At 71.8% G+C, this 21,182-nt stretch carries 19 protein-coding genes; 13 read left to right on the forward strand and 6 right to left on the reverse strand.

Annotated features, from left to right (window positions below; translation table 11 throughout):
• Positions 1–16 precede the first annotated feature (16 nt).
• Together TU31_RS39470 and TU31_RS37760 are read left to right on the forward strand one after the other, a co-directional pair.
• Positions 17–3,469 carry a hypothetical protein gene (locus TU31_RS39470; protein ID WP_245698362.1) on the forward strand — a complete coding sequence of 1,151 codons (3,453 nt, stop codon included), beginning with the start codon at positions 17–19 and terminating at the stop codon, positions 3,467–3,469.
• Positions 3,470–3,544: 75 nt separating this feature from the next.
• The gene (locus TU31_RS37760; RefSeq protein WP_063770764.1) at positions 3,545–5,152 is read left to right on the forward strand and encodes a hypothetical protein; all 1,608 of its coding nucleotides are present in this window, start codon (positions 3,545–3,547) and stop codon (positions 5,150–5,152) included.
• A 72-nt stretch (positions 5,153–5,224) separates the two neighbouring features.
• Here the strand turns inward: TU31_RS37760 and TU31_RS00210 are convergent, their stop codons facing one another.
• A complete protein-coding gene (locus TU31_RS00210) occupies positions 5,225–6,232 on the reverse strand; it encodes an aldo/keto reductase (RefSeq protein WP_042147032.1) in 1,008 nt (335 codons plus the stop codon).
• 198 nt (positions 6,233–6,430) lie between these two features.
• On the opposite strand from TU31_RS00210, the gene TU31_RS00215 reads away from it, so the two are divergent.
• On the forward strand, positions 6,431–7,297 hold the full coding sequence (locus tag TU31_RS00215; protein WP_042147035.1) for a helix-turn-helix transcriptional regulator: 867 nt from the start codon (positions 6,431–6,433) through the stop codon (positions 7,295–7,297).
• Positions 7,298–7,303: 6 nt separating this feature from the next.
• Here TU31_RS00215 and TU31_RS00220 read toward each other — a convergent pair whose 3' ends face one another.
• Positions 7,304–8,140: a class I SAM-dependent methyltransferase gene (locus TU31_RS00220; RefSeq protein WP_042147039.1), complete on the reverse strand. Its 837-nt coding sequence runs from the start codon at positions 8,138–8,140 to the stop codon at positions 7,304–7,306.
• Positions 8,141–8,492: 352 nt separating this feature from the next.
• Between TU31_RS00220 and mshA the strand changes: the two genes are divergently transcribed.
• Together mshA and TU31_RS00230 are read left to right on the forward strand one after the other, a co-directional pair.
• On the forward strand, positions 8,493–9,863 hold the full coding sequence (gene mshA, locus TU31_RS00225) for a D-inositol-3-phosphate glycosyltransferase (RefSeq protein ID WP_042147043.1): 1,371 nt from the start codon (positions 8,493–8,495) through the stop codon (positions 9,861–9,863).
• Complete coding sequence (locus TU31_RS00230) at positions 9,856–10,416, forward strand: type III secretion system chaperone family protein (protein ID WP_245698363.1); 561 nt, start codon at positions 9,856–9,858, stop codon at positions 10,414–10,416. The genes mshA and TU31_RS00230 overlap by 8 nt, the downstream gene beginning before the upstream one ends.
• A 155-nt stretch (positions 10,417–10,571) precedes the next feature.
• On the opposite strand, the gene TU31_RS00235 is transcribed toward TU31_RS00230, so the two are convergent.
• Positions 10,572–11,948, reverse strand: a complete 1,377-nt coding sequence (locus TU31_RS00235) for an MDR family MFS transporter (protein ID WP_078885474.1) — start codon at positions 11,946–11,948, stop codon at positions 10,572–10,574.
• Positions 11,949–12,201: 253 nt separating this feature from the next.
• Between TU31_RS00235 and TU31_RS00240 the strand changes: the two genes are divergently transcribed.
• The 3 genes from TU31_RS00240 to TU31_RS00250 all read left to right on the forward strand — a co-directional run bounded on the left by TU31_RS00240 (position 12,202) and on the right by TU31_RS00250 (position 13,758).
• Positions 12,202–12,963, forward strand: coding sequence for a phosphoglyceromutase (locus TU31_RS00240; RefSeq protein ID WP_042149646.1), 762 nt, complete (start codon positions 12,202–12,204; stop codon positions 12,961–12,963).
• Between the two features lie 133 nt (positions 12,964–13,096).
• Complete coding sequence (locus tag TU31_RS00245) at positions 13,097–13,447, forward strand: hypothetical protein (RefSeq protein ID WP_042147045.1); 351 nt, start codon at positions 13,097–13,099, stop codon at positions 13,445–13,447.
• A gap of 62 nt (positions 13,448–13,509) precedes the next feature.
• Positions 13,510–13,758 (forward strand): SCO4226 family nickel-binding protein, encoded by a 249-nt coding sequence (locus TU31_RS00250; RefSeq protein WP_042147049.1) that lies wholly within the window; start codon positions 13,510–13,512, stop codon positions 13,756–13,758.
• A 94-nt stretch (positions 13,759–13,852) separates the two neighbouring features.
• Here TU31_RS00250 and TU31_RS38400 read toward each other — a convergent pair whose 3' ends face one another.
• Positions 13,853–14,008, reverse strand: a complete 156-nt coding sequence (locus tag TU31_RS38400) for a hypothetical protein (RefSeq protein ID WP_158894179.1) — start codon at positions 14,006–14,008, stop codon at positions 13,853–13,855.
• Positions 14,009–14,143: 135 nt separating this feature from the next.
• Complete coding sequence (phoU, locus tag TU31_RS00255; protein WP_042147051.1) at positions 14,144–14,821, reverse strand: phosphate signaling complex protein PhoU; 678 nt, start codon at positions 14,819–14,821, stop codon at positions 14,144–14,146.
• A 532-nt stretch (positions 14,822–15,353) separates the two neighbouring features.
• Between phoU and phoR the strand changes: the two genes are divergently transcribed.
• Positions 15,354–16,622: a two-component system sensor histidine kinase PhoR gene (gene phoR, locus TU31_RS00260; protein WP_042147054.1), complete on the forward strand. Its 1,269-nt coding sequence runs from the start codon at positions 15,354–15,356 to the stop codon at positions 16,620–16,622.
• Positions 16,623–16,627: 5 nt separating this feature from the next.
• Entirely contained in the window at positions 16,628–17,299 is a 672-nt protein-coding gene (phoP, locus tag TU31_RS00265; RefSeq protein ID WP_465270490.1) for a two-component system response regulator PhoP, read from the forward strand.
• Positions 17,300–17,424: 125 nt separating this feature from the next.
• Here the strand turns inward: phoP and TU31_RS00270 are convergent, their stop codons facing one another.
• Positions 17,425–18,066 (reverse strand): copper chaperone PCu(A)C domain-containing protein, encoded by a 642-nt coding sequence (locus TU31_RS00270; protein WP_042147061.1) that lies wholly within the window; start codon positions 18,064–18,066, stop codon positions 17,425–17,427.
• 829 nt (positions 18,067–18,895) lie between these two features.
• On the opposite strand from TU31_RS00270, the gene TU31_RS00275 reads away from it, so the two are divergent.
• The 3 genes from TU31_RS00275 to ispF all read left to right on the forward strand — a co-directional run bounded on the left by TU31_RS00275 (position 18,896) and on the right by ispF (position 21,057).
• On the forward strand, positions 18,896–19,378 hold the full coding sequence (locus TU31_RS00275; protein WP_003953493.1) for a CarD family transcriptional regulator: 483 nt from the start codon (positions 18,896–18,898) through the stop codon (positions 19,376–19,378).
• Between the two features lie 415 nt (positions 19,379–19,793).
• Complete coding sequence (gene ispD / locus TU31_RS00280) at positions 19,794–20,540, forward strand: 2-C-methyl-D-erythritol 4-phosphate cytidylyltransferase (RefSeq protein WP_042147066.1); 747 nt, start codon at positions 19,794–19,796, stop codon at positions 20,538–20,540.
• Positions 20,533–21,057, forward strand: a complete 525-nt coding sequence (gene ispF, locus TU31_RS00285; protein ID WP_042147069.1) for a 2-C-methyl-D-erythritol 2,4-cyclodiphosphate synthase — start codon at positions 20,533–20,535, stop codon at positions 21,055–21,057. The genes ispD and ispF overlap by 8 nt, the downstream gene beginning before the upstream one ends.
• Positions 21,058–21,182: the final 125 nt, after the last annotated feature.

Genomic DNA, 21,182 nt, shown 5'->3' on the forward strand with positions numbered 1-21,182 from the left:
AAAGGACCAACGGACCATGTCCGTGGACACCACCCTGGTCGTACCGGTCGAGGTCGCCGCCCTGGCCGTCAACCGGCAGACCCGCGACACCGGCAACGAGCATGTGATCAACCGCTGGATCACCAACTACAGGGACATCGGTGACGGCGTCCCGCCCGAGCCGGAGCCCTTCGCCGGTGCCGAGGAGTGGACCGGCCGCGAGGACCGGCTCGGCGTCTACCTCCAGTGGGAACTCCCCGCCGCGCTCACCCGCGGCCGGCACGACGAGGAGGAAGGCGTCGGGGACTTCCCGCTGGTCCCCAACCGGTGGCTGGTCGTCCGCCACACCGACGGCGACCGCGCCCTGACGGCCTGGGTCGTCGAGAGCGACTATCTCGACCCGATGGACGGCACCGTCTCCTTCCAGGACCCGGACAGCGCCGAACCGGCCGCCACACTGATCGGCAAGTGCCATGAACTCACCGGCCCCTGGCGCGAACCGGCCGCCCGGCACGCGCCGTTCCTCACCGCGATCGGCCCCGGTCTGCTGACCTTCTCGGTCTTCCAGCCGTACAACACGAACGTGTTCTCCCTGCACGACACGCTGGAGGGCGTACCGGACCAGGAGCGGCTGAGCTACTTCGTCGCCGGGTGGTACGCCGATCCGGACAGCGACATCCTGGCCGACGCGGACGACCTCACGGCCCTCCTGGACCGCCTGCAGTGGACCCGGCCCGCCGGTTCCGGCAGCGGCATCCGCACCTCCGTCTACACCGGGACCGTGCTCGGCCTGGACTGGGACCTCACCGGCCCGGTCCCGGAATCCGACTGCCCGCACCGCGACGACGTCACCCCCATCGTCGCCAACAGCGTCGCCGAGGCGGCCGCCGAGCTGAGCGCCCAGGCCGACGGCGAAGCGGCCTTCGGCGCCCAGGACGCGGAGCTGTTCCGCGCCTTCCTCCTCGGCGGCGTCGACGCCCTGGACGAACGCGACCGTCCCGAGGCCGACATCCTCACCGACCGCCGCGCCCACGACACCGCCTTCGGCCCGGTCCCGGGCGGCTACCGCTGGTTCATCGGCGAACGCGGCGACGACCCCGGCCGGGCTGCCGCCCCGCCCGCCGCCCGCGCGGCCGAGCAGGACACCGTCGCCGAACTCAACCGCAAACAGGCCGAGCACGACGCCACCGAAGCCGCGCTGGACGCCGCCCGGGAACGCCTCTACCACCTGTGGTGGCTCAGCCAACTGCCCCGCCAGTCCGACGAGTTCCGCGACCGCATCGAGGACGAACTCGACCCCACGTACGCCGGGGGCGCCGCCGGTCAGGTCACCGCCCTCGCCCGGCGGCTCGGCGAGCAGCGCCGCACGGTGCCCTGGGGCAGGACCGAAGCGGAACTGGCCGCGCGCACCGCCGAGCTCTACCCCGCCCACGGGCCGCGCGCCGCCCGCCGGCTGATCCGCGTCCCCGCCCAGGACTACGACTACTGCGCCGACCCGGTCCTCGCGCTCGACGGCGCCCACCTCCACGCCCCGCTCACCCGGGACACCGCCCTGCCGTGCCGCACCCCCGAACGGCTGGTCACCCGTGCCTCGGGCATCACCACCGCCGATGTCGCCGGCGTCGCCCGGCAGATCGACCTCACCCACCAGCCCGCCTGCTTCCCGGCCCTGCTCAGCGAGTTCCTCATCCTCGACCGCGCCCTGAAGACCGGCGCGATCCGCGAGGTCACCGGCACCCTGCCGGAATTCGGCACCACCGCATGGCGGATGCCGTGGCAGCCGCTCTACCTGCTGTGGAAGGCCGAATATTTCCCGCTGCCCTTCCGCGAGGGCGACACCGACCACTGGGCGTTCATCGAGCGCTCCCGCTACCAGTGGCAGGGCACCGGCGAACCCGGCACCCCCCTGATCGTCTCCGGACGGCAGATGCTCGCCCCCGCCGCCGGGCACTCCCTCGACGGCGCCCTGGCGAGCTACGCCCGCCTCCGCACCGACATCCCCGACGGCACGATGCGGCGGCTGCGCACCGGAGCCCGGGAACGGGACCTGCTCTCCCAGACCCTCGACGGCTTCGGCGCCGCCCTCGCCCAGCGGCAGCCGCTCTCCGGCCTCCAGCCCACCGGCGAGCCCGCCGACCTCATCGGTAACGGCGACTACCCGCCACCGGACCCCGGCGGGCTGCCCGCCAGCGACTGGGACGAATGGCCCCCGTCGACGTTCCAGGAACTGCGCGCCGGCCAGCTGGCGTTCCTCGATCTGGCCGTCGTCGACCGCTTCGGACGCGCCGTCAACCTGATCGACAACCCCAGCCACTTCCGGCCCGAGATGTCCCGCACCATGCGACCGGCCCACCCGGTCAGCGGCTACGACAGCGACCGCCTCGTCGAACTCGGCCCGCGACTGCTCCAGCCCGCCCGTCTGCGCTTCGACTTCCTCTCCGCCGACGGGGACGACGACGGGGACGGCGATGTCGACCTGACCCCTGGCGCCAACCCCGTCTGCGCCTGGCTGCTGCACAACCGCCTGGACCGCTCCCTGGTCGTCCACGCGGCCGACGGCGCCGCCCTCGGCGAACTGCGGGTGACGCTCAACGCCGCCGGGCGCCACGAGGTCTCCTGGTCGGTGCTGCCCGGCTCGGACGTCACCGACTTCGACCAGCTGCGGGACCGTTCGCGGCACGCATACGACCTGCTGGACGCCGTCCGGAGCCGTGGCCCGGAGACCTTCGACGCGTTCCGGGCCACGGTCGACCGGACCCTGGAGACCATCGACCCGGAGGGCCCCGCCGACCCGGGCCTCGGCTTCTTCCTCGGCAGGCCGCTCGCCCTGGTCCGCACCCGGCTCACCATGGACCTGCACGGCCCGCTGCGTACCGACGTCAGCTGGCAGGCCCTGTTCGAACCGCCGCAGCCGGAACTGCCGGACTACCCCTGGGCGATCCGCCTCGGCGAGGCCACACAGACCGACGACGGCCTCGTCGGTTACGTCCTCGACGACGACTACGACCACTTCGAGACGGTGATCGACCCGGCCGCCGGCAATGGCGGCTATCTGCGGCCGATCGGCGACAACCCCAGCCTGCACCTGAACTTCGGCGACCACCGCACCGCCGTCGCCACCGTGCTGCTGGATCCCCGCGCCGCCGTGCACGCCACCACCGACATCCTCGCCACCCGGCGCGTCTTCGTCCCGCAGGAATTCACCGACCCGGCCATCGCCCGGATGGCGGTGAATTTCCGTACCGGACCCCTGCTCGCCGCCACCACCGGGCTGCGCGGTGCCCGGGACGAGGTCGCGGAAACCGTGCTCATGCCCACCCCGGCCGGTGTCGTCGGCACCTGGACCTGGACCGAGCAGCGCGGCCGCGCCTGGGAGAAACTCCCGGTCCTCAGCCAGGACCAGTACGACCTGCCGCTGGCCCCGCCCGAACTCCGCTCCGGCTTCCTCACTCTCGACGACGCCGCCGCGCACAGCCGCACCGACCGCTGAGACCGCCCTACTCCGGCCGCGCCGCTCCTCCCCGGCAGAGGGCGGCGCGGCCCCTGATGGTTGAAGGAGCACCCCATGACCCTGGTTTCCCCGACCCGCAGTACCGAGACCGCCGCCAACGAACCCCTGCTGGCGTACACCGTCAGCACCAGCCCGGACCCGTTGAAGGCCTCGCCGGAGAACCCTCAGGCGCCCGAGGAGAAGGGGGAGCTCCAGATCGTCGGGTCACGGCACAGCGGTACCCCGGCGGACGTGCAATGGATCAAGGTCAAGGTCCCGGCCGGGCCGATGTCGCCGGACCTCGCCACGGACCTCGCCAAGATCACCCCGCGGATCAGCCTGCCCGGCTGGTCGGTACGGCTGGATTCCGCCGCAAAGGAATTCGTCTTCTCCCCGTCTGCCAGCCATGCGCCGATCGGCGCGGACACCGGATTCACCATTCAGCTCTCCGACATCCCGGTCAACCGGAAGGTCGGCACCTCGCCGATCACCATCACCGAGAGTTCCCGCACCGGTTCGAGCGCCTTCCAGCCCCGGTCCACCACATTCAACGTGGGCAAATTCCCCGCGGACTTCTATCTCCGCAACCTCATCTGCACGCCCCTCGTCATCGACAACGGCGGCGAGGTGACGCTGACATGGGAGCGCTCCGCCAACGCCACCTATGAATTGCTCTACGGCGACACCAATCTGGATGTCACCAAGGACACCAGCAAGAAGATCACCAACGTGAAGTCGGACACCACGTTCTATCTGCGGGGTACCACCGGCGACGCCTCGAACCCCGTGGTGCGGATCCTCTCCGCCCAGGTATCCGTCAAAAAGCCGGACCTGGAAATCGGCAACCTCATCGTGCACGGCACCACCCGGCTCAACGGCGCCGCCACCACCAAGAACCTCACGGTGGACGGCACCGCCAACCTCACCGGTGCCACCACCACCAAGGACCTCACGGTCAACACCGCGAACACCCTGCATGTCCGGACCATTGAAGGCAGCGGTGCTTACGGGTCGCTCGCGATCGGGGGGCGGCTGACGCTCTCCACCGAGGGACGCGAGGTCAATGTCGCGAGCAAATTCACCGTGGCCGGCACCACCCAGCTCAACGGCGCCACGACCACCAAGAACCTCACCGTCGATCCCGGGGCCGACGGTTATCTCTGGCTCAAGACGGGCCGGCTCGACACCGCCGCGGGAACAAACCTCAACGCCTACGGCACTGTCGGCATCTTCAAGAACGGCTCACAGACGCTCCATTCCAACTACATTTCGAGCGGCTACCGAGAGACCACCTACCGCGCGAACGGCGCCGGATTCCTCACTGTCGTGATGACGTGTCTGTACTTCACCTCCAACAGCGGCTGGCGCGAGCTCAACGCGTACTTCACCGCGTCGGCGACCACGGCCGGCGTGACCCATACCATCTCCGTACCGCAGGTGGCCTACAGCGGTTCGCCGCAGCCGAAAAACCAGATGTCCGTTCCCGTGGCCAAGGGCGACACCGTCAAGGTGTCCCTCGCCAACACCAAGCTCCCCGGCGGCGAGGGGAACGGCTACTTCTCCGTGTACTGGACCCCGCTCGGCGGCGGCCCCAACCTGACTCAGGTGGCGGCCGCCGATATTCCGGAGACGGCGGAGGAAGAGGTCCTGGAGACCTTTTACTCGGAGGAGGAGGTGGGGTGACGGGACGGGACCCGGCAGCCCGGAGGCCGGCCCCGGCCTCCCGGGGGCCGGCCTCCGCGTGGGCCCGGCCCCTCACCGCCTCCGCAACGACGCATCCGCGATCGCCGGCGGTGTGTAGTAGCTGTCCTCCCGGTTGAGGTCGGTGCCCGGCGGGACGATGGCGTCGATCCGGTCCAGGACGTCCGTGCCGAGGGTCACCTCGGACCCCTCCAGCATGCTGTCCAGCTGGTCGAGCGTGCGCGGGCCGATGATCACGGACGTCACGGCGGGGTGGCTCCGTACGAACGCGGCCGCCAGATGCGGCAGCGGCAGCCCCGCCTCCGCCGCGACCTCGGACAGGGCGCGGACCGCCTCGGCCTTCCGGGCGTTCCCGGGGAGCGAGAGATCGAACTTCCGGCTCTCCATACCGGCCCGTGAACTGGCCGACAGATCACGGCCGGACAGCCAGCCGGCGCTGAGCGGGCCCCAGGTCAGCACGCCCATGCCGTAGCGCTGCGCGGTCGGCAGCACCGCGTTCTCCACCCCGCGCGCCAGCATCGAGTACGGCGGCTGCTCGGTGCGGAAGCGGAGGTGGCCGCGGCGCTCGGCGGTCCACTGGGCCTCGACGATCTGCTCGGCGGGGAAGGTGGAGGAGCCGATCGCCCGCACCTTCCCGGCGCGGACGAGGTCCGAGAGCGCGGAGAGTGTCTCGTCGATATCGGTCGTCGGGTCGGGGCGGTGCATCTGGTAGAGGTCGATGTAGTCGGTGCCCAGACGGCGCAGGCTGTCCTCCACCGCCCGCACGATCCAACGCCGGGAGCTGCCGCCGTGGTTGGCGTCCGGACCCATGGAGCTGACGGCCTTCGTGGCCAGGACGACGTCCTCGCGGCGGCCCTTGAGCGCCTTGCCGACGATCTCCTCGGACTCACCGGCGGCGTACACGTCCGCGGTGTCCACGAAGTTGATCCCGGCATCCAGCGCACGGTGCACGATCCGTACGCAGTCGTCGTGATCGGTGTTGCCCCAGGCGCCGAGCATCATCGCGCCGAGCGCGTACTCGCTGACCGAGATACCGGTGCCGCCGAGGATCCTGCGCTGCATGAGGTGCTCCTTCTGCGAGTCTGCGAGTTTTCAGGGGGCGCCCCGAAGGGCGTCTCCGGGGCGTGCCGGAGTGTGCCTCGGGGGCGCCCCGGAGGCGTCCGGGCACCACCTTGCTGTCCGTACGGGGAGCGGACCAGGCCCGTCGCAACCTGGGACGGCGGGAACCACCCAACCGGCCGTGCGTCGCATACTGGACCGATGCTGTATGCGGAAATCGAGATCAGCGCGTTCCTCAAGGCGCGCCGCGCGGCGCTCGACCCGGCCGACCTGGGCCTGCCCGGCGGCGTGAACCGGCGCCGGGTGCGCGGGCTGCGGCGCGAGGAGGTCGCCCAGCTCGCCGGCATCAGCGTCGACTACTACACCCGGATCGAGCAGGGCCGGGCGCCCGCCATCTCCGACTCCGTCCTGGATGCCATCGCGCGGGCGCTGCGGCTGTCGGGTGGCGAAGTGACCTATCTGCGCAATATCGCGGTACCCCGGCGCCCCGGCGCGGACTGCTGCGCCGCCGGCCCCGCGCCCGGACGGACCGTACGCCCCGAGATCCAGCAGGTCCTGGACGCGATGGCGGACACCGTCCCGGCCATGGTCGTCGGCCGCGGACTGGACATCCTGGCCTGGAACACGCTGGGCGGCCGGATCGCCTTCGACCTGGAGGCGCTCGCCCCGGACCGGCGGAACACCGCACTGCTGGTCTTCCTCGACCCGGCGGCCCGCGCCCTGCACCCGGAGTGGGAGGACAAGGCCGTGGAGGTCGTCGGCAATCTGCGCGCCGACAGCGGCCGGCACCCGGACGACCCGCGGATCTGCGAGGTGGTCAATGAACTCCTCGCCCACAGCCCGGACTTCCGGCGGATCTGGGAGACGCAGTCGGTGCACGAGTGTCTGCGCGGCACCAAGCGGATTCTGCATCCCCGGGTGGGCGAGCTCGTCGTCACCTTCGAGAGCTTCCGGCTGGGCACCGACCCGGACCAGGCGCTGGTGACGTACACGGCCCCGGGTGGCTCGGAGACGGAGCGGCGTATCCGGGAGCTGGGGGCGCTCAGCGACCCGGTGCTGACCGCGTAGCCGGGCTCACCCCCTAGGGGCCAGCGCCTCCCACCGCACGGTGACCTCGCCCTGGCGGCGGCGCCGCGGGTCGCCGGTCAGCGGCCAGTCGGTGGCGAGCGCCGCCACGGCCGCCCGCCAGCGCTGGCGGGCGCCCAGCGCGCCCAGCGGCGCGGCGGTGGCCCAGGCACGGTCGAAGTCCCGCAGGAAGGCATGGACCGGCTCGCCCGGCACATTGCGGTGGATCAGCGCCTTCGGGAGGCGTTCCGCCAGGTCGGAGGGGGTTTGGAGGGCGCTGAGGCGGGCCGCGAAGGTCACCGTGCGCGGCCCCTCGGGGCCCAGCGCCACCCAGACGTGCCGCCGCCCGATCTCGTCGCAGGTGCCCTCGACCAGCAGCCCGCCGGGCGCCAGCCGTGCACACAGCCGCCGCCACACGGCGGCCACCTCGGCCTCGTCGTACTGCCGCAGTACATTCGCCGCCCGGATGAGGACCGGCGCCCGCGTCCGCTGACCCGGCAGCGGCACCTCGAAACCACCGTGGAGGAAGTCCAGCCCAGGCCGCTCATAGGTCCGCGCGGCCGCCACCCGCGCCGGGTCGATCTCGATGCCGACGACCCGGGCGTCCGGCCGGACCGTCCGCAGGCGGCCCAGCAGCTCCACCGCGGTCCAGGGCGCGGCCCCGTAGCCGAGGTCGACGGCGACGGGGTCGGCGGCGCGGCGCAGCACGGCGCCGTGTTCCGCGGCGATCCAGCGGTCCATGCGGCGCAGCCGGTTGGGGTTGGTGGTCCCGCGGGTGGCGTTGCCGACGGGGCGGGACGGTGCGGTCGCCGGGGCGGCGGCGGGGACGGAGGGGCGGCGGGCCATGCCATCGAGAGTATGGGGTGGGTGCGGGTGCGCCGCCCGCCGAGGTTCCGCCGGGACCGGTCGGCGGCCTGACGGGGACCCCCCTGGCCGCGCCGGGGACCGCCGGAGTGAGCCGACGTGCCACCGGAACGCCGAGGCCCCACCGGGCCGCGCCGAGGCCCCACCTGGCCGCGCCGAGGCCCCACCCGGCCGCGCCCAGGCCCCCATGGGCCCGCCGAGCTCCCGCCCGTCCCCGCTCGGTCACGCTTTGGCAAAGTACGCGGAGCGCGTGCCGAACGGAAATGGATGGCCGCGGTCGGTTGTTGGACGGGGTCGGAGGCGCGCCGCCGCCTCGCCTAGGAGGTAGCTCGACGTGAGCCAATACGTGTCCCGGCTCCGCAGTCGTCCCCATGGCCAGTTCCCGGGCCAGGCCAGGCTGCGGCTGCCCGGCGGCCCCCGCCGTCCGCGGCGGGTGGCGATGCTCAGCGTGCACACCTCCCCGCTGCATCAGCCCGGCACCGGCGACGCCGGCGGCATGAACGTCTACATCGTCGAGCTGGCCAGGAAGCTCGCCTCGATCAACATCGAGGTGGAGATCTTCACCCGCGCCACCACCGGCACCCTCCCGCCCGCCGTCGAGCTGGCCCCCGGCGTCCTCGTACGGCATGTGGACGCCGGCCCGTACGAGGGCCTGGCGAAGGAGGAGCTGCCCGCCCAGCTGTGCGCCTTCACCCATGGCGTGATGCAGGCCTGGGCCGGTCACCGCCCCGGCTACTACGACCTGGTGCACTCCCACTACTGGCTCTCCGGCCACGTCGGCTGGCTGGCCGGTGAGCGCTGGGGCGTCCCGCTGGTGCACGCCATGCACACCATGGCCAAGGTCAAGAACGCCGCGCTGGCCGTGGGTGACACCCCCGAGCCGGCCGCCCGGGTCATCGGCGAGACGCAGATCGTCCGGGCCGCTGACCGGCTGATAGCCAACACCGCCGAGGAGGCGGACGAGCTCGCCCGGCATTACGAGGCCGAGCCCGGCAAGATCGCGGTGGTGCACCCCGGCGTCAACCTCGACCGCTTCCGGCCCACCGGCGGCGATGTCGCCGAGAGCCGGGCCGCCGCCCGCGCCCGCCTCGGCCTGCCGCAGGACGCGGTCATTCCGCTCTTCGCCGGCCGGATACAGCCGCTGAAGGCCCCCGACATCCTGCTGCGTGCGGCCGCCGCCCTGCTGGACGGGGACCCCTCGCTGCGCTCCCGTCTGGTGGTGCCCGTGGTCGGCGGGCCCAGCGGCAGCGGTCTGGCCAAGCCCGAGGGCCTCCAGAAGCTGGCCGCCCGGCTCGGCATCGCGGATCTGGTGCAGTTCCGCCCGCCGGTCGGCCAGGAACAGCTCGCCGACTGGTACCGCGCCGCCTCCGTGCTGGTCATGCCCTCGTACAGCGAATCGTTCGGACTGGTCGCCATCGAGGCCCAGGCCTGTGGCACCCCGGTCATCGCGGCCGCGGTCGGCGGACTGCCGGTGGCGGTGCGCGACGGCGTCAGCGGCTTCCTCGTCGCCGGCCATGACCCGGCCGACTACGCCCGCGCACTCGCCCGCTTCGTCGCGGACCCGGCCCTGCCCACCCGGATGGGCACCGACGCGGCCCGGCACGCCCAGTCCTTCGGCTGGGACACCGCCGCCGCGGCGACCGGTGACGTCTACACCGCCGCCATGCAGGAGCACCGCCGTCACCTACGATCGCTCCATGGGTGACACGGGCGAGGAGCACGGCGTGAGCAAGGCGACGGGGCAGGCCGGGCCGGCCGCGCCCCCGGAGGCGACCGCGGGGACCGTGATCGAGCAGACGCTGAACGACGCCGGCCTCGACTGGGAATCCCCCTCCGACGGCACCTACGTCATCAAGCTCCCCGGCACCCGCAAGCTCTCCACGACCTGCTCGCTGATCGTCGGCCGGCACTCGCTCTCCATCAACGCCTTCGTCGTCCGCCGCCCCGACGAGAACCACGAGGCCGTGCACCGCTGGCTCCTCGAACGCAACACCCGTCTCTACGGCGTCGGTTACGCGATCGACAAGCTCGGCGACATCTACCTCGTGGGCAAGCTCCCGCTGGCCGCCGTCACCCCCGACGAACTCGACCGCATCCTCGGCACGGTCCTGGAGAACGCCGACGGCAGCTTCAACACCCTGCTGGAGATGGGCTTCGCCACGGCGATCCGCAAGGAGTACGCCTGGCGGGTGTCCCGCGGCGAGTCCACCCGCAACCTCGACGCCTTCGCGCATCTGACGCAGCGGCCCTCCGCATAGCCGTACGGCGAAGGGCCCGGCCGGGGGAGCGGCCCGTACCCCGGTGCCCACGCCACGACCCGGACCCGGTGACCACGCCCACGGTCCGGGCCCCGCGCCCACGCCACGACCCGGACCCCGCGCCTCCACGCCACAGCCCGGGCCGCCCGCCCCCGTCACGCCACCGGCTCGCCCGCCCCCACCGGCGCCCCGGCCTCCCGTGTGCGCCCGGAAGGCTGCACCGGCTCCGACGACTCCTGCGTGCCCACGGCGGGCTGACCCGCGGCCACCGCCCCCGTGCCCTCCTCCTCCGGCAGGCTCCGGAGCAGGAGCCCGTAGCCCACCGCCGCCACGGTGCCCACGGCCGCGCAGCCCGCCCACAGGACATCCGCCCCGTACCGGTCGATCACCACGCCGCCGAGCAGCGGGGCCGCCAGGGAGGCGACGGACCAGGACAAGGAGTACATGCCCTGGTAGCGGCCGCGGCCGTGCAGCGGGGACAGACGCACCACCAGGCCCATCTGGGTAGGGGAGTTGATGATCTCGCCGAGGGTCCAGACGGTGACGGCGACCGCGTACATGGCGACCGAGCCGGCCAGCGCGGTCAGCCCGAAGCCGTAGCCGGCGAGCAGGGCGGAGCCGATGAGCAGCATGGCCGGGCTGCGGTGTTCGATGAAGCGCGTCACCGGAATCTGAAGCAGTACGACGAGGACGCCGTTGACCGCGATGACCATGCCGAACTCGGCGCTGGAGAAGCCGTCCTGACCCATCGACACGGGCATCGAGACATAGGCCTGCTGGAAGAGCAGCGCGAGCAGCAGGTTGAGGCCGACGACGATCATGAACCGGCCGTCGCGCAGGACGGTCCCCATGGAGACCGGGGCGGGGGCCGGACCGGTGGCCTCGTCGTCCGGGCCGCCCGGGGCGCTCGGGGCGGGGCGCGATTCCGGGAGCTTCCAGAAGACCACCAGCGCACAGGCCAGCACGAGCGTGGCCTCGCCCAGGAAGAGGGCCAGGTAGCCGTGCTGGGCGATGAGTCCGGCGGCGGTGGAGGAGATGGCGAAGCCGAGGTTGATCGCCCAGTAGTTCAGGGAGAAGGCGCGGACGCGGTCCTCGGGGGCGACGATGTCCGCCATCATCGCCTGGACGGCGGGGCGGGAGGCGTTGGTCGCCATGCCGACCAGGCCCGCCACCACCGCGATGGCGACCGGGTCCGTCATGAAGCCGAGCAGCATGACGGACGCCGCCGTCGACAGCTGCGCGATCAGCATGGTGGGCCGCCGGCCGAGCCGGTCGGTCATCACCCCGGCACCCACGGACGAGATCACCCCGCCCAGGCCGTACAGCGCCGCCACCAGTCCCGCGTACGAGGCCGAGTACCCGCGCTCGACGGTCAGATAGAGCGCGAGGAAGGTGGCGACGAAGGCGCCCAGCCGGTTGATCAAGGTGCTGGTCCACAGCCACCAGAACTGCCGGGGGAGGCCGGAGACGCTCTCCACGGCGGCCCGTCGGAAACCGGACCGCCTGGTGGGGCCAGGCGTGGATGCGGACATGACATTTCCCCCGTCGAATGGTGAAGCGGTGCGTGGCAGGGCTGCGGGCGGGTCCGGCCGCGGCGGGCGCCGGAAGGCCGGGCGGCGGGCACGGAAGAGGCGACTGGTGTAAGTGGTGAACGGTGCATCCGCACCCTACTGAGCGCCTGGCCCGACCCGCCACTCAATTGACGGGAAGCGTCAAACGTCGTCGCGGATCCCAGCTCCTGGACCCGCGCAGGGCCCGGTCCGGATGTCGATTACGCTCGACGCCATGGCCGACGCACCGTACAAGCTGATCCTCCTCCGCCACGGCGAGAGCGAGTGGAACGCGAAGAACCTGTTCACCGGCTGGGTGGACGTCAATCTCAACGAGAAGGGCGAGAAGGAGGCAGTCCGCGGCGGAGAGCTGCTCAAGGACGCCGGCCTGCTCCCCGACGTAGTGCACACCTCCCTCCAGAAGCGCGCCATCCGCACCGCGCAGCTGGCCCTGGAGTCCGCCGACCGGCACTGGATCCCGGTCCACCGCAGCTGGCGGCTGAACGAGCGCCACTACGGTGCGCTCCAGGGCAAGGACAAGGCACAGACGCTGGCCGAGTTCGGCGAGGAGCAGTTCATGCTCTGGCGCCGCTCGTACGACACCCCGCCGCCCGCCCTGGAGGACGGCGCCGAGTTCTCCCAGTCGGACGACCCGCGCTACGCGTCGATCCCGCCGGAGCTGCGCCCGAAGACCGAGTGCCTCAAGGACGTCGTCGTCCGCATGCTGCCGTACTGGTACGACGGCATCGTCCCGGACCTCCTCGCCGGCCGCACGGTCCTGGTCGCCGCGCACGGCAACAGCCTCCGCGCCCTGGTCAAGCACCTCGACGGCATCTCCGACGAGAACATCGCCGGCCTGAACATCCCCACCGGCATCCCGCTCGCCTACGAGCTGGACGCCGACTTCCGCCCGGTCAAGCCCGGCGGCACCTACCTCGACCCGGAGGCCGCCAAGGCCGCCATCGAGGCAGTGAAGAACCAGGGCAAGAAGAAGTAGCCCACGCAAGCGCAGTCCGCACCGCGTGCGGAGCAAGGCCCCCGGTCCACGGCCCTACGCCGTCGGCCGGGGTCTTTTGCGCTCGGCGCACCGTCCATCTGGGCAGGTCAGAGTTCTACGAGGGGGAGGCGCAGTGCCGCTTACCGTCCACTGGGGGGACCTGTGGGTGCCGGCTTCGATGATGGTCCTGAGCGTCTTCCTCAGCCTGGGAGCCCGTGCGTGGCGGCGCAGACGGCAGGCCGCGGCGAGGTGGCGTTCACGGACTCACTGGGAGTGGCTGCCCTTCCTGTTCGGGCTGGTCGTGGCGATCGGGGAGCTCTCGCGTCTCCTCGACCTGCCCGACCCCGGGGCCACGATCTCCGAGGTGGTCTCTCGCGCCCTCGCCCTGACCACGGTCTTCCTGGCCTTCCGGGCGGTGTTCCTCCTCGTTCTGCGCGGCACCCGGGTTCTGTTCCGGCGGCGCCCGACGGCCAGCCGTAGCTGAGTGCAAGGGCAGCATGCAGCATGGAAGAGGGGGTGTCGTCTGCAATCTGGAGGATGAGCCCGATGCCCAAGTTCATGGACATCCATCACGGTATGAAGGGCCTCACGCCCGATGAGTTCAAAGCCGCGCATCAGGCCGATCTCGCTATCCAGAGCGAGGAGGGCGTGACCTTCGAGAACGCCTGGGCCGACACCGAATCCGGCGATGTCTTCTGTCTGTCCGAGGCGCCCTCGGCGGGGGCCGTGCAACGCATCCACGAGCGCGCCGGCCACAAGGCGGACGAGATCCATCCGCTGGCGATCATGCTGTGACGACGGCGGAATGACGGGAATGCGGGACGGCCCCGGCCGGGGGTCGTGAAGACCGACCGGCCGGGGCCGCCGTGGCGCTGTGCCGTCGAGGTCGCTAGCAGCCGCCGCCGCACTGGCACGGTCCGCCCGACTGGCAGCCGCAGCTACAGCCGGGGCCGCAGCCACAGGCGCCGAGCAGCGGGAGCCGCGGGCGGTCGACGGCCGTCGGGGCCTCGGCCGCGGGGTTGGGGGAGTCCGCCATGGGTGCCATGCATTGCCTCCTAGGGGTCACCTGCTGCCCATTGCAAGCCCGGGTGACGAGGCGCGTCAACGGCGCGTGGAAGCACACGTCAACGGCGCACGGTGGCTCATGGGGCGGACTCGCGCCCTCCGCCCGCCGGTGCTGTCAGGTCCCCTCCACCGCCGTGGGCGGGGCGATCTCGTCGGCGTGCTCGCCGGTGACCAGGTAGACGACCCGCTTGGCCACGGACACCGCGTGGTCCGCGAAGCGCTCGTAGTAGCGGCCCAGCAGGGTCACGTCCACGGCCGTCTCGATGCCGTGCTTCCAGCGGTCGTCCATCAGGTGCTGGAAGAGCGTGCGGTGCAGCATGTCCATCGCGTCGTCGTCCTGCTCCAGCTGGAGCGCGAGGTCGACGTCCTTGGTGATGATGACCTCGGCGGACTTGGCCATCAGGCGCTGCGCCAGCTGCCCCATCTCCAAAATGGTGGCGTGCAGATCGCGCGGAACGGCCGACTCCGGGAAGCGCAGCCGGGCCAGCTTGGCCACATGCTGGGCCAGGTCGCCGGAGCGCTCCAGGTCGGCGCTCATCCGCAGCGAGGTGACGACGATCCGCAGGTCGGTGGCGACCGGCTGCTGCCGCGCCAGCAGGGCGATCGCACGGGCCTCCAGGTCGCGCTGGAGATCGTCGACCTTCTCGTCGGCGGCGATGACGTTCTCGGCCAGCTTGAGGTCCGCGTCGAGTATCGCCGTGGTGGCGCGACCGATCGCGGAGCCGACGAGCCGGGCCATCTCGACCAGGCCCTCGCCGATCGAATCCAGCTCCTCGTGGTACGCGTCCCGCATCAGTGACCTTCTCTCGCTTCGATGTGGTGGTGTGGCGTGGGAGGTGGAACGGGGTGCAGGGTGACCTGTGCCCACGCTCTCACGGCCGGTGCCCGTGCGGCGCGGATCCCGGAGGAGCGCTCCGCGGAGCCGGTACTCCGCGGTGCCGTGCTCCGGAGGGGCGCCCGCCCGCGGTCGCTCAGGGTGTCCGGTCGCGGGTCGGAGCGGAACCGGTCCGGCACCCGCACCCTCACCTTGCGGGCGCCGCGCGACCTGCGGTGCCACCGGGGGTGAACCGGCGCCGACGTGAAGGTGAACTCTGGGCGACGCAACCCCTGCCCCGAGGCCGGCCGGGCGGTTCACCTGGCCGTGCGCCGGAGCGACGGGGCGTACGCGCCGGTTTCCCTAGGGTCATCCGGCGGGCGGGCACACGCTCCGTACCGGCCTCCGGAGTGAACCGGTGTGGACGCCACGGTGAACTCTGGGCGACGGCTGTTCGTGCGGGGCCTCGCACGGCTGGGGAAGTGTCCGACCCGGCGCATAACCTGGAGTCATGAACGTGGATGCGGCCGTCGCCGCAGTGGCAGCGATCGCCGGATTGTGCACCGGCGTCTTCGCCATGCTGGCGTTCCGCTGGAGCGAGCGCGACCAGGCCAAGCCCACTCGCAGCTCGCTGCATATGGAAGCCGCGCTGCCGCCCGGCGTCGACACCGTGCTCTCGGTGCTCCGCTCCTCCGCCGTGGTGCTCGACGAGGCCGACGCCGTCGTCAAGGCCAGCTCCGCCGCGTACGCCCTCGGGCTGGTCCGCGGCGGCAAGCTCGCCGTCGAGCCGATGATGCAGATGGCCCGCGACACCCGCAGGGACGGGGAGATACGCCAGGTCGAGCTGGATCTCCCGCGCCGCGGCACCGGCCGCGGCGAGGCCCTCGCGGTCTCCGCCAGAGTCGCCCCGCTCGGCTCCCGGCTCGTCCTGCTGCTGGTCGAGGACCTCACCGAGGCCCGCCGCATAGAGGCCGTCCGCCGCGACTTCGTGGCCAACGTCAGCCATGAGCTCAAGACGCCGGTCGGCGCCCTGTCGCTGCTCTCCGAGGCCGTGATGGACGCCAGCGACGACCCCGAGGCCGTCGAGCGCTTCGCCGGCCGGATGCAGAACGAGGCCACCCGCCTGACCAGCCTCGTCCAGGAGCTCATCGATCTCTCCCGGGTGCAGAACGACGACCCGCTGGAGGACGCCGAGCCGGTCCGGGTCGACGAGCTGGTCGCCGAGGCGATGGACCGCTGCCGCCAGCAGGCCGGCGCGAAGCAGATCACCATGGCCGCCGGCGGGACCGCCGACCTCAGCGTCTGGGGAAACCGCGGCCAGCTCGCGGCGGCCCTGGGCAACCTCGTCGAGAACGCCGTCAACTACTCCCCGGCGCGCACCCGCGTGGGGATCGCCGGACGCCGTGTCTCCGCGCCCGGCGGCGACCTGATCGAGATCGCGGTGACCGACCAGGGCATCGGGATATCCGAGAAGGACCGCGACCGCGTCTTCGAGCGGTTCTACCGCGTCGACCCGGCGCGCTCGCGCGCCACCGGCGGGACCGGCCTCGGCCTCGCCATCGTCAAGCACGTGGCCGCCTCGCACGGCGGGGAGGTCACGGTATGGAGCGCCGAGGGTCAAGGCTCCACCTTCACCCTGCGTCTCCCGGAAGCCGGGGCCGTACGCGACCGCGAACGGCCCGCCGACCTCTCCGCGGAGGGCCTCGACGAAGAGGACCGCCCGTACGAGACCTTCAACGATCCGCTCCCTGCTCACCCAGCCCCGGAGGTCCTTCCGTGACCCGAGTGCTTGTCGTCGAGGACGAGGAATCGTTCAGCGATGCACTGTCGTACATGCTTCGCAAGGAGGGCTTCGAGGTCGCCATCGCGGCTACGGGCCCTGACGGACTGGACGAGTTCGAGCGCAACGGCGCCGATCTCGTGCTGCTGGACCTGATGCTGCCCGGCCTGCCCGGCACCGAGGTCTGCCGCCAGCTGCGCGGCCGCTCCAATGTCCCGGTCATCATGGTGACCGCCAAGGACAGCGAGATCGACAAGGTCGTCGGCCTGGAAATAGGAGCCGACGACTACGTCACCAAGCCCTTCTCCTCCCGCGAACTGGTCGCCCGTATCCGCGCCGTGCTGCGCCGCCGCGGCGAGCCGGAGGAGGTCGCCCCGCAGGCCCTGGAGGCCGGCCCGGTCCGGATGGACGTGGACCGCCATGTCGTCACGGTCGCCGGCGGCAAGGTCGATCTGCCCCTGAAGGAGTTCGACCTCCTGGAGATGCTGCTGCGCAACGCCGGCCGGGTGCTGACCCGTATGCAGCTCATCGACCGGGTCTGGGGCGCCGACTACGTGGGCGACACCAAGACCCTGGACGTGCACGTCAAGCGGCTGCGGGCCAAGATCGAGCCCGACCCGGGCGCACCGCGCTACCTCGTCACGGTCCGCGGCCTGGGCTACAAGTTCGAGCCGTGAGCCGGCCCGTGCAGAGGTGAGCCGCGCCGCGCGGCTGCGCCACTACGCGCCAGGGGCGCCCCTCCGGATCGGACGGGCGCCCCTGACGCGTAGTGATGACGGCCTGCCGCCGTCGTGCGGCCGGCTCAGTCCTCGGCGTGGTCCGCCGCGGCGGACGGCTTGCCGGAACCGGACGGGGACGCCGATCCCGACGGCTTGCCCGAGGGCTTGCCGGAACCGGACGGCGACGGCGAGCCGGACGGCGACGGCACCTTCGAGGGCCCGTAGCCCTCGAAGTAGTTCTTCGCCGGGACGACGTAGGCGTTGATCCGCACCTGCCCGGTGGAGCTGAACTTGAAGGTCAGCGGCTGCGCGTTGCCGTCCTGGACGGCCTCGCGGCCACTGGCGAGGACGGCCGAGGGATTGCCCTCGCCGCCGATCACGACGGAGCCGCCGGCGGGCACGGTGACCGGGCCGGAGCCGTGGTCGGCCGGCGCGAGCTTGGCCGTCTGGCCGGTGCCGTCGACGGAGATCGCGGTCAGCTTCTGGTCCTTGGCGCCGCTGTTGAACACCGTCGCGGAGACCACGGCCGGTCCCTTGGCGTCCACCTCGGGCTGGGTGATCACGTTGGCGTTCTGGATCTTGATGTCGCCCACGGAGGTCGCGGCGTTGTCCGGCTTGACCGCAAGCGTCTGGGCGTCGTTCCCGGCCCCGCACGCGGACAGCGTGGCGATCGAGAGCGAAAGGACGGTGGCGGCGAGGACGCCGCGTCGAAGGCTGCGGCTCACGGCGGCGGCATCTCCTTGACGAGCTACGGCGGCCGAACGTTCGTGCCCGGTCGCGGATGGACGGCTGGGGCGGCCCTCGTACACGTCATGACGACGGGTGCGTAAAGCCGCCCTAAGGGTGTGTCAGCGCCGCTAGGTTACCGAGCCGCCCTCGCGCCGCCGCACCCGACCCGCCCCCAGCGCGATCAGCGGCCTGCCACCGCCGTCCGGGCCCCGTTTCCACCGCCCTCGACACGCGGCCCCGAACGGGAACCGAGGGCGGCCGGAGCGCCCCGGGAAGCGACGGGAGAACGCACCGGGAAACGGGCGGCCGCACACGGGACACGGAACGGCCCGCGGAACCTCCCACGGAACGGTTCGCGGATCAGGCGGAGTCGAGAACGTTCTCAAGAACGGGCATGAATTTTCGGCAAGCGGCCGTTCGGGTGGTGAGCGGCTGGTTTCCTTCCTGGGAAAAGCAGTATTCGCAGGGAATGTGAAGGGCTCGCGGAATTGATCACACTCTTCGCCCGCCGGTTCGTGATCAATTCCAGAATCCGTCCCAAGTGGTCCCTGAGCAGCCGAACGGAGTACCGGAACTCGCTCGTGTGGATCCGTGCAAACCGGGACGTTCGGCCTGTTGATCATCGCCTTCCCGGTGTGTGACGGGCATGTTTCCGCTCACCCGTGCAGCCCCTCCGACCTGCGAATTCCCGTCTCCCGAGACACCTCGCAGCACGTTCCGGTCGCTGTTGTCAAGCCCCGAGATATGCCCTGACCTGCGAAAACGCCATTCAGAACGGCCCGTTCCCGTGTTAGCATGGATAGCCACGGAAGGGGTACCTGTCACATGACGTTCAAGGTTGGCGACACCGTGGTCTATCCCCATCACGGGGCCGCGCTGATCGAGGCCATCGAAACTCGCCAGATCAAAGGCGTGGACAAGACCTACTTGGTGCTGAAGGTCGCCCAGGGCGACTTGACTGTTCGTGTGCCAGCGGACAATGCGGAGTTCGTCGGCGTACGCGACGTGGTTGGTCAGGACGGGCTGGACCGGGTCTTCGAGGTGCTTCGCGCACCGTATGCCGAAGAGCCCACGAACTGGTCCCGTCGCTACAAGGCAAATCTTGAGAAGCTCGCCTCCGGCGATGTGATCAAGGTTGCCGAAGTGGTGCGTGACCTGTGGCGGCGTGAGCGCGAGCGCGGCCTCTCCGCCGGTGAGAAGAGGATGCTCGCGAAGGCGCGCCAGATCCTGGTGAGCGAGCTCGCCCTCGCGGAGAACACCAACGAGGACAAGGCCGAGGCCCTGCTCGACGAGGTACTCGCGTCCTGACGACGCTGATGCGTTGGCCTTGCCCGGCGTTGGCGCCATCCAACGGCAGGTAAATCCAACGCCAGGAAATCCCACCCAAGGAAATCCTACGCAGCGACGACGTAGCAATGCCGCGGTGCCCGAGTGACGACCGATTCCCCGAGGGGAGCGGTCCGTTGCCGGGCGCTGCGGCATATCTGCGGGTGTTGCGACGGATCCGCGGGGGGCGACCAGCTGGTCCCGGCGAGGACCACCGCCCCCCTGTGACGTGCCGGGCCCGGGCAGCTGGCTCGACCGATGTCACGGAAGGGTCCGGTCAAGGCGTCGCGCCCGGCACTCCCCCCGTAGGGGGCACGCCCAGGCCATACCCACCTCGTCCGAGGAAACAAACCTGTCTGCGTCAATTCCGGGCTCGCCCCGGACTCCGGAGCCATCGATGTCAGATCCCTCCCGTCCCCTCCGCACCGCCGCGGTGATTCCCGCCGCCGGCCGTGGTGTCCGGCTCGGTCCCGGCACCCCCAAGGCACTGCGCACCCTGGGCGGCACCCCGATGCTGGTGCACGCCGTCCGCGCGATGGCCGCCTCCCGCGCCGTCTCCGTGATCGTGGTCGTCGCCCCGCCCGACGGCGCCGCCGAGGTCAGCCGCCTGCTCGATGAGCATCCGCTGCCGGAGCGCACCGACCTGCGGGTCGTCCCCGGTGGCGGGACCCGTCAGGAGTCCGTCCAGCTCGGTCTGGCGGCGCTCCCGGACACCGTCGACGTGGTGCTGGTGCATGACGCCGCGCGGCCGCTGGTCCCGGTCGACACGGTCGACGCGGTGGTGGCCGCCGTCCGCGCCGGTGCGCCCGCCGTCGTCCCGGCGCTGCCGCTGGCCGACACCGTCAAGCAGGTCGATCCGCAGCCGCAGGGCGCCCCCGAGCCGGTGGTCGGCACCCCCGAGCGGGCGCTGCTGCGCGCCGTACAGACCCCGCAGGGCTTCGATCTGGCGACCCTGCGCAAGGCGCATGACACCGTCGTCGAGGGCGAGGGCGCCACCGACGACGCCGGGCTGGTCGAACGGCTCGGATCGCCGGTCGTGGTCGTTCCCGGCCACGAGGAGGCGTTCAAGGTGACCCGGCCGCTGGACCTGGTCCTGGCCGAGGCCGTACTCGCCCGCAGGAGGGCCACCGATGGCTATGTCTGAGCCGATTCCCGCCGGGGCCCCTGCCGTCCCGCTGCTCCCGCTCGTCGGCATCGGCACGGATGTGCACGCCTTCGAGCAGGGCCGTGAGCTGTGGTGCGCCGGGCTGCTCTGGGACGCCGCGGAGAGCGACGGCTACGGCCTGGCCGGCCACAGCGACGGCGATGTGGCCGCCCATGCCGCCTGTGACGCGCTGTTCTCGGCGGCCGGTGTCGGCGACCTGGGGGCGCACTTCGGGACCAGCCGCCCCGAGTGGTCCGGCGCGTCCGGGGTGACGCTGCTGGCCGAGGCCGCGCGGATCGTGCGGGCCGAGGGCTTCACCATCGGCAATGTCGCGGTGCAGGTCATCGGCGTCCGCCCGAAGGTCGGCAAGCGCCGCGACGAGGCCCAGAAGGCGCTGTCGGCGGCCGTCGGGGCGCCGGTCTCGGTCTCCGGCACGACCTCGGACGGGCTGGGCCTGACGGGCCGCGCCGAGGGCCTGGCCGCCGTCGCCACGGCGATCGTCTTCCGTACGGCCTGACCGGGTTCCGCAGGGCCCGGACCGGCGGACGCGGCGCCCGGCATTCCCCCGTATGGCGCGGGAATGCCGGGCGCCGCGCGGGTGTTGGGGGGACCATCGGAGTACGTGTCCCTCGGTATGGCCGC

Source organism: Streptomyces lydicamycinicus (genome assembly GCF_000829715.2).
Taxonomy (GTDB): Bacteria; Actinomycetota; Actinomycetes; order Streptomycetales; family Streptomycetaceae; genus Streptomyces; species Streptomyces lydicamycinicus.

Coding starts and splice junctions, on each gene's coding strand:
- TU31_RS39470 (WP_245698362.1), top strand. CDS start 17: ATGTCCGTGGACACCACCCTGGTCGTACCGGTCGAGGTCGCCGCCCTG.
- TU31_RS37760 (WP_063770764.1), top strand. CDS start 3,545: ATGACCCTGGTTTCCCCGACCCGCAGTACCGAGACCGCCGCCAACGAA.
- TU31_RS00210 (WP_042147032.1), bottom strand. CDS start 6,232: ATGCAGCGCAGGATCCTCGGCGGCACCGGTATCTCGGTCAGCGAGTAC.
- TU31_RS00215 (WP_042147035.1), top strand. CDS start 6,431: ATGCTGTATGCGGAAATCGAGATCAGCGCGTTCCTCAAGGCGCGCCGC.
- TU31_RS00220 (WP_042147039.1), bottom strand. CDS start 8,140: ATGGCCCGCCGCCCCTCCGTCCCCGCCGCCGCCCCGGCGACCGCACCG.
- TU31_RS00230 (WP_245698363.1), top strand. CDS start 9,856: ATGGGTGACACGGGCGAGGAGCACGGCGTGAGCAAGGCGACGGGGCAG.
- TU31_RS00235 (WP_078885474.1), bottom strand. CDS start 11,948: ATGTCCGCATCCACGCCTGGCCCCACCAGGCGGTCCGGTTTCCGACGG.
- TU31_RS00240 (WP_042149646.1), top strand. CDS start 12,202: ATGGCCGACGCACCGTACAAGCTGATCCTCCTCCGCCACGGCGAGAGC.
- TU31_RS00250 (WP_042147049.1), top strand. CDS start 13,510: ATGCCCAAGTTCATGGACATCCATCACGGTATGAAGGGCCTCACGCCC.
- TU31_RS38400 (WP_158894179.1), bottom strand. CDS start 14,008: ATGGCACCCATGGCGGACTCCCCCAACCCCGCGGCCGAGGCCCCGACG.
- phoU (WP_042147051.1), bottom strand. CDS start 14,821: ATGCGGGACGCGTACCACGAGGAGCTGGATTCGATCGGCGAGGGCCTG.
- phoR (WP_042147054.1), top strand. CDS start 15,354: ATGAACGTGGATGCGGCCGTCGCCGCAGTGGCAGCGATCGCCGGATTG.
- TU31_RS00275 (WP_003953493.1), top strand. CDS start 18,896: ATGACGTTCAAGGTTGGCGACACCGTGGTCTATCCCCATCACGGGGCC.
- ispD (WP_042147066.1), top strand. CDS start 19,794: ATGTCAGATCCCTCCCGTCCCCTCCGCACCGCCGCGGTGATTCCCGCC.
- ispF (WP_042147069.1), top strand. CDS start 20,533: ATGTCTGAGCCGATTCCCGCCGGGGCCCCTGCCGTCCCGCTGCTCCCG.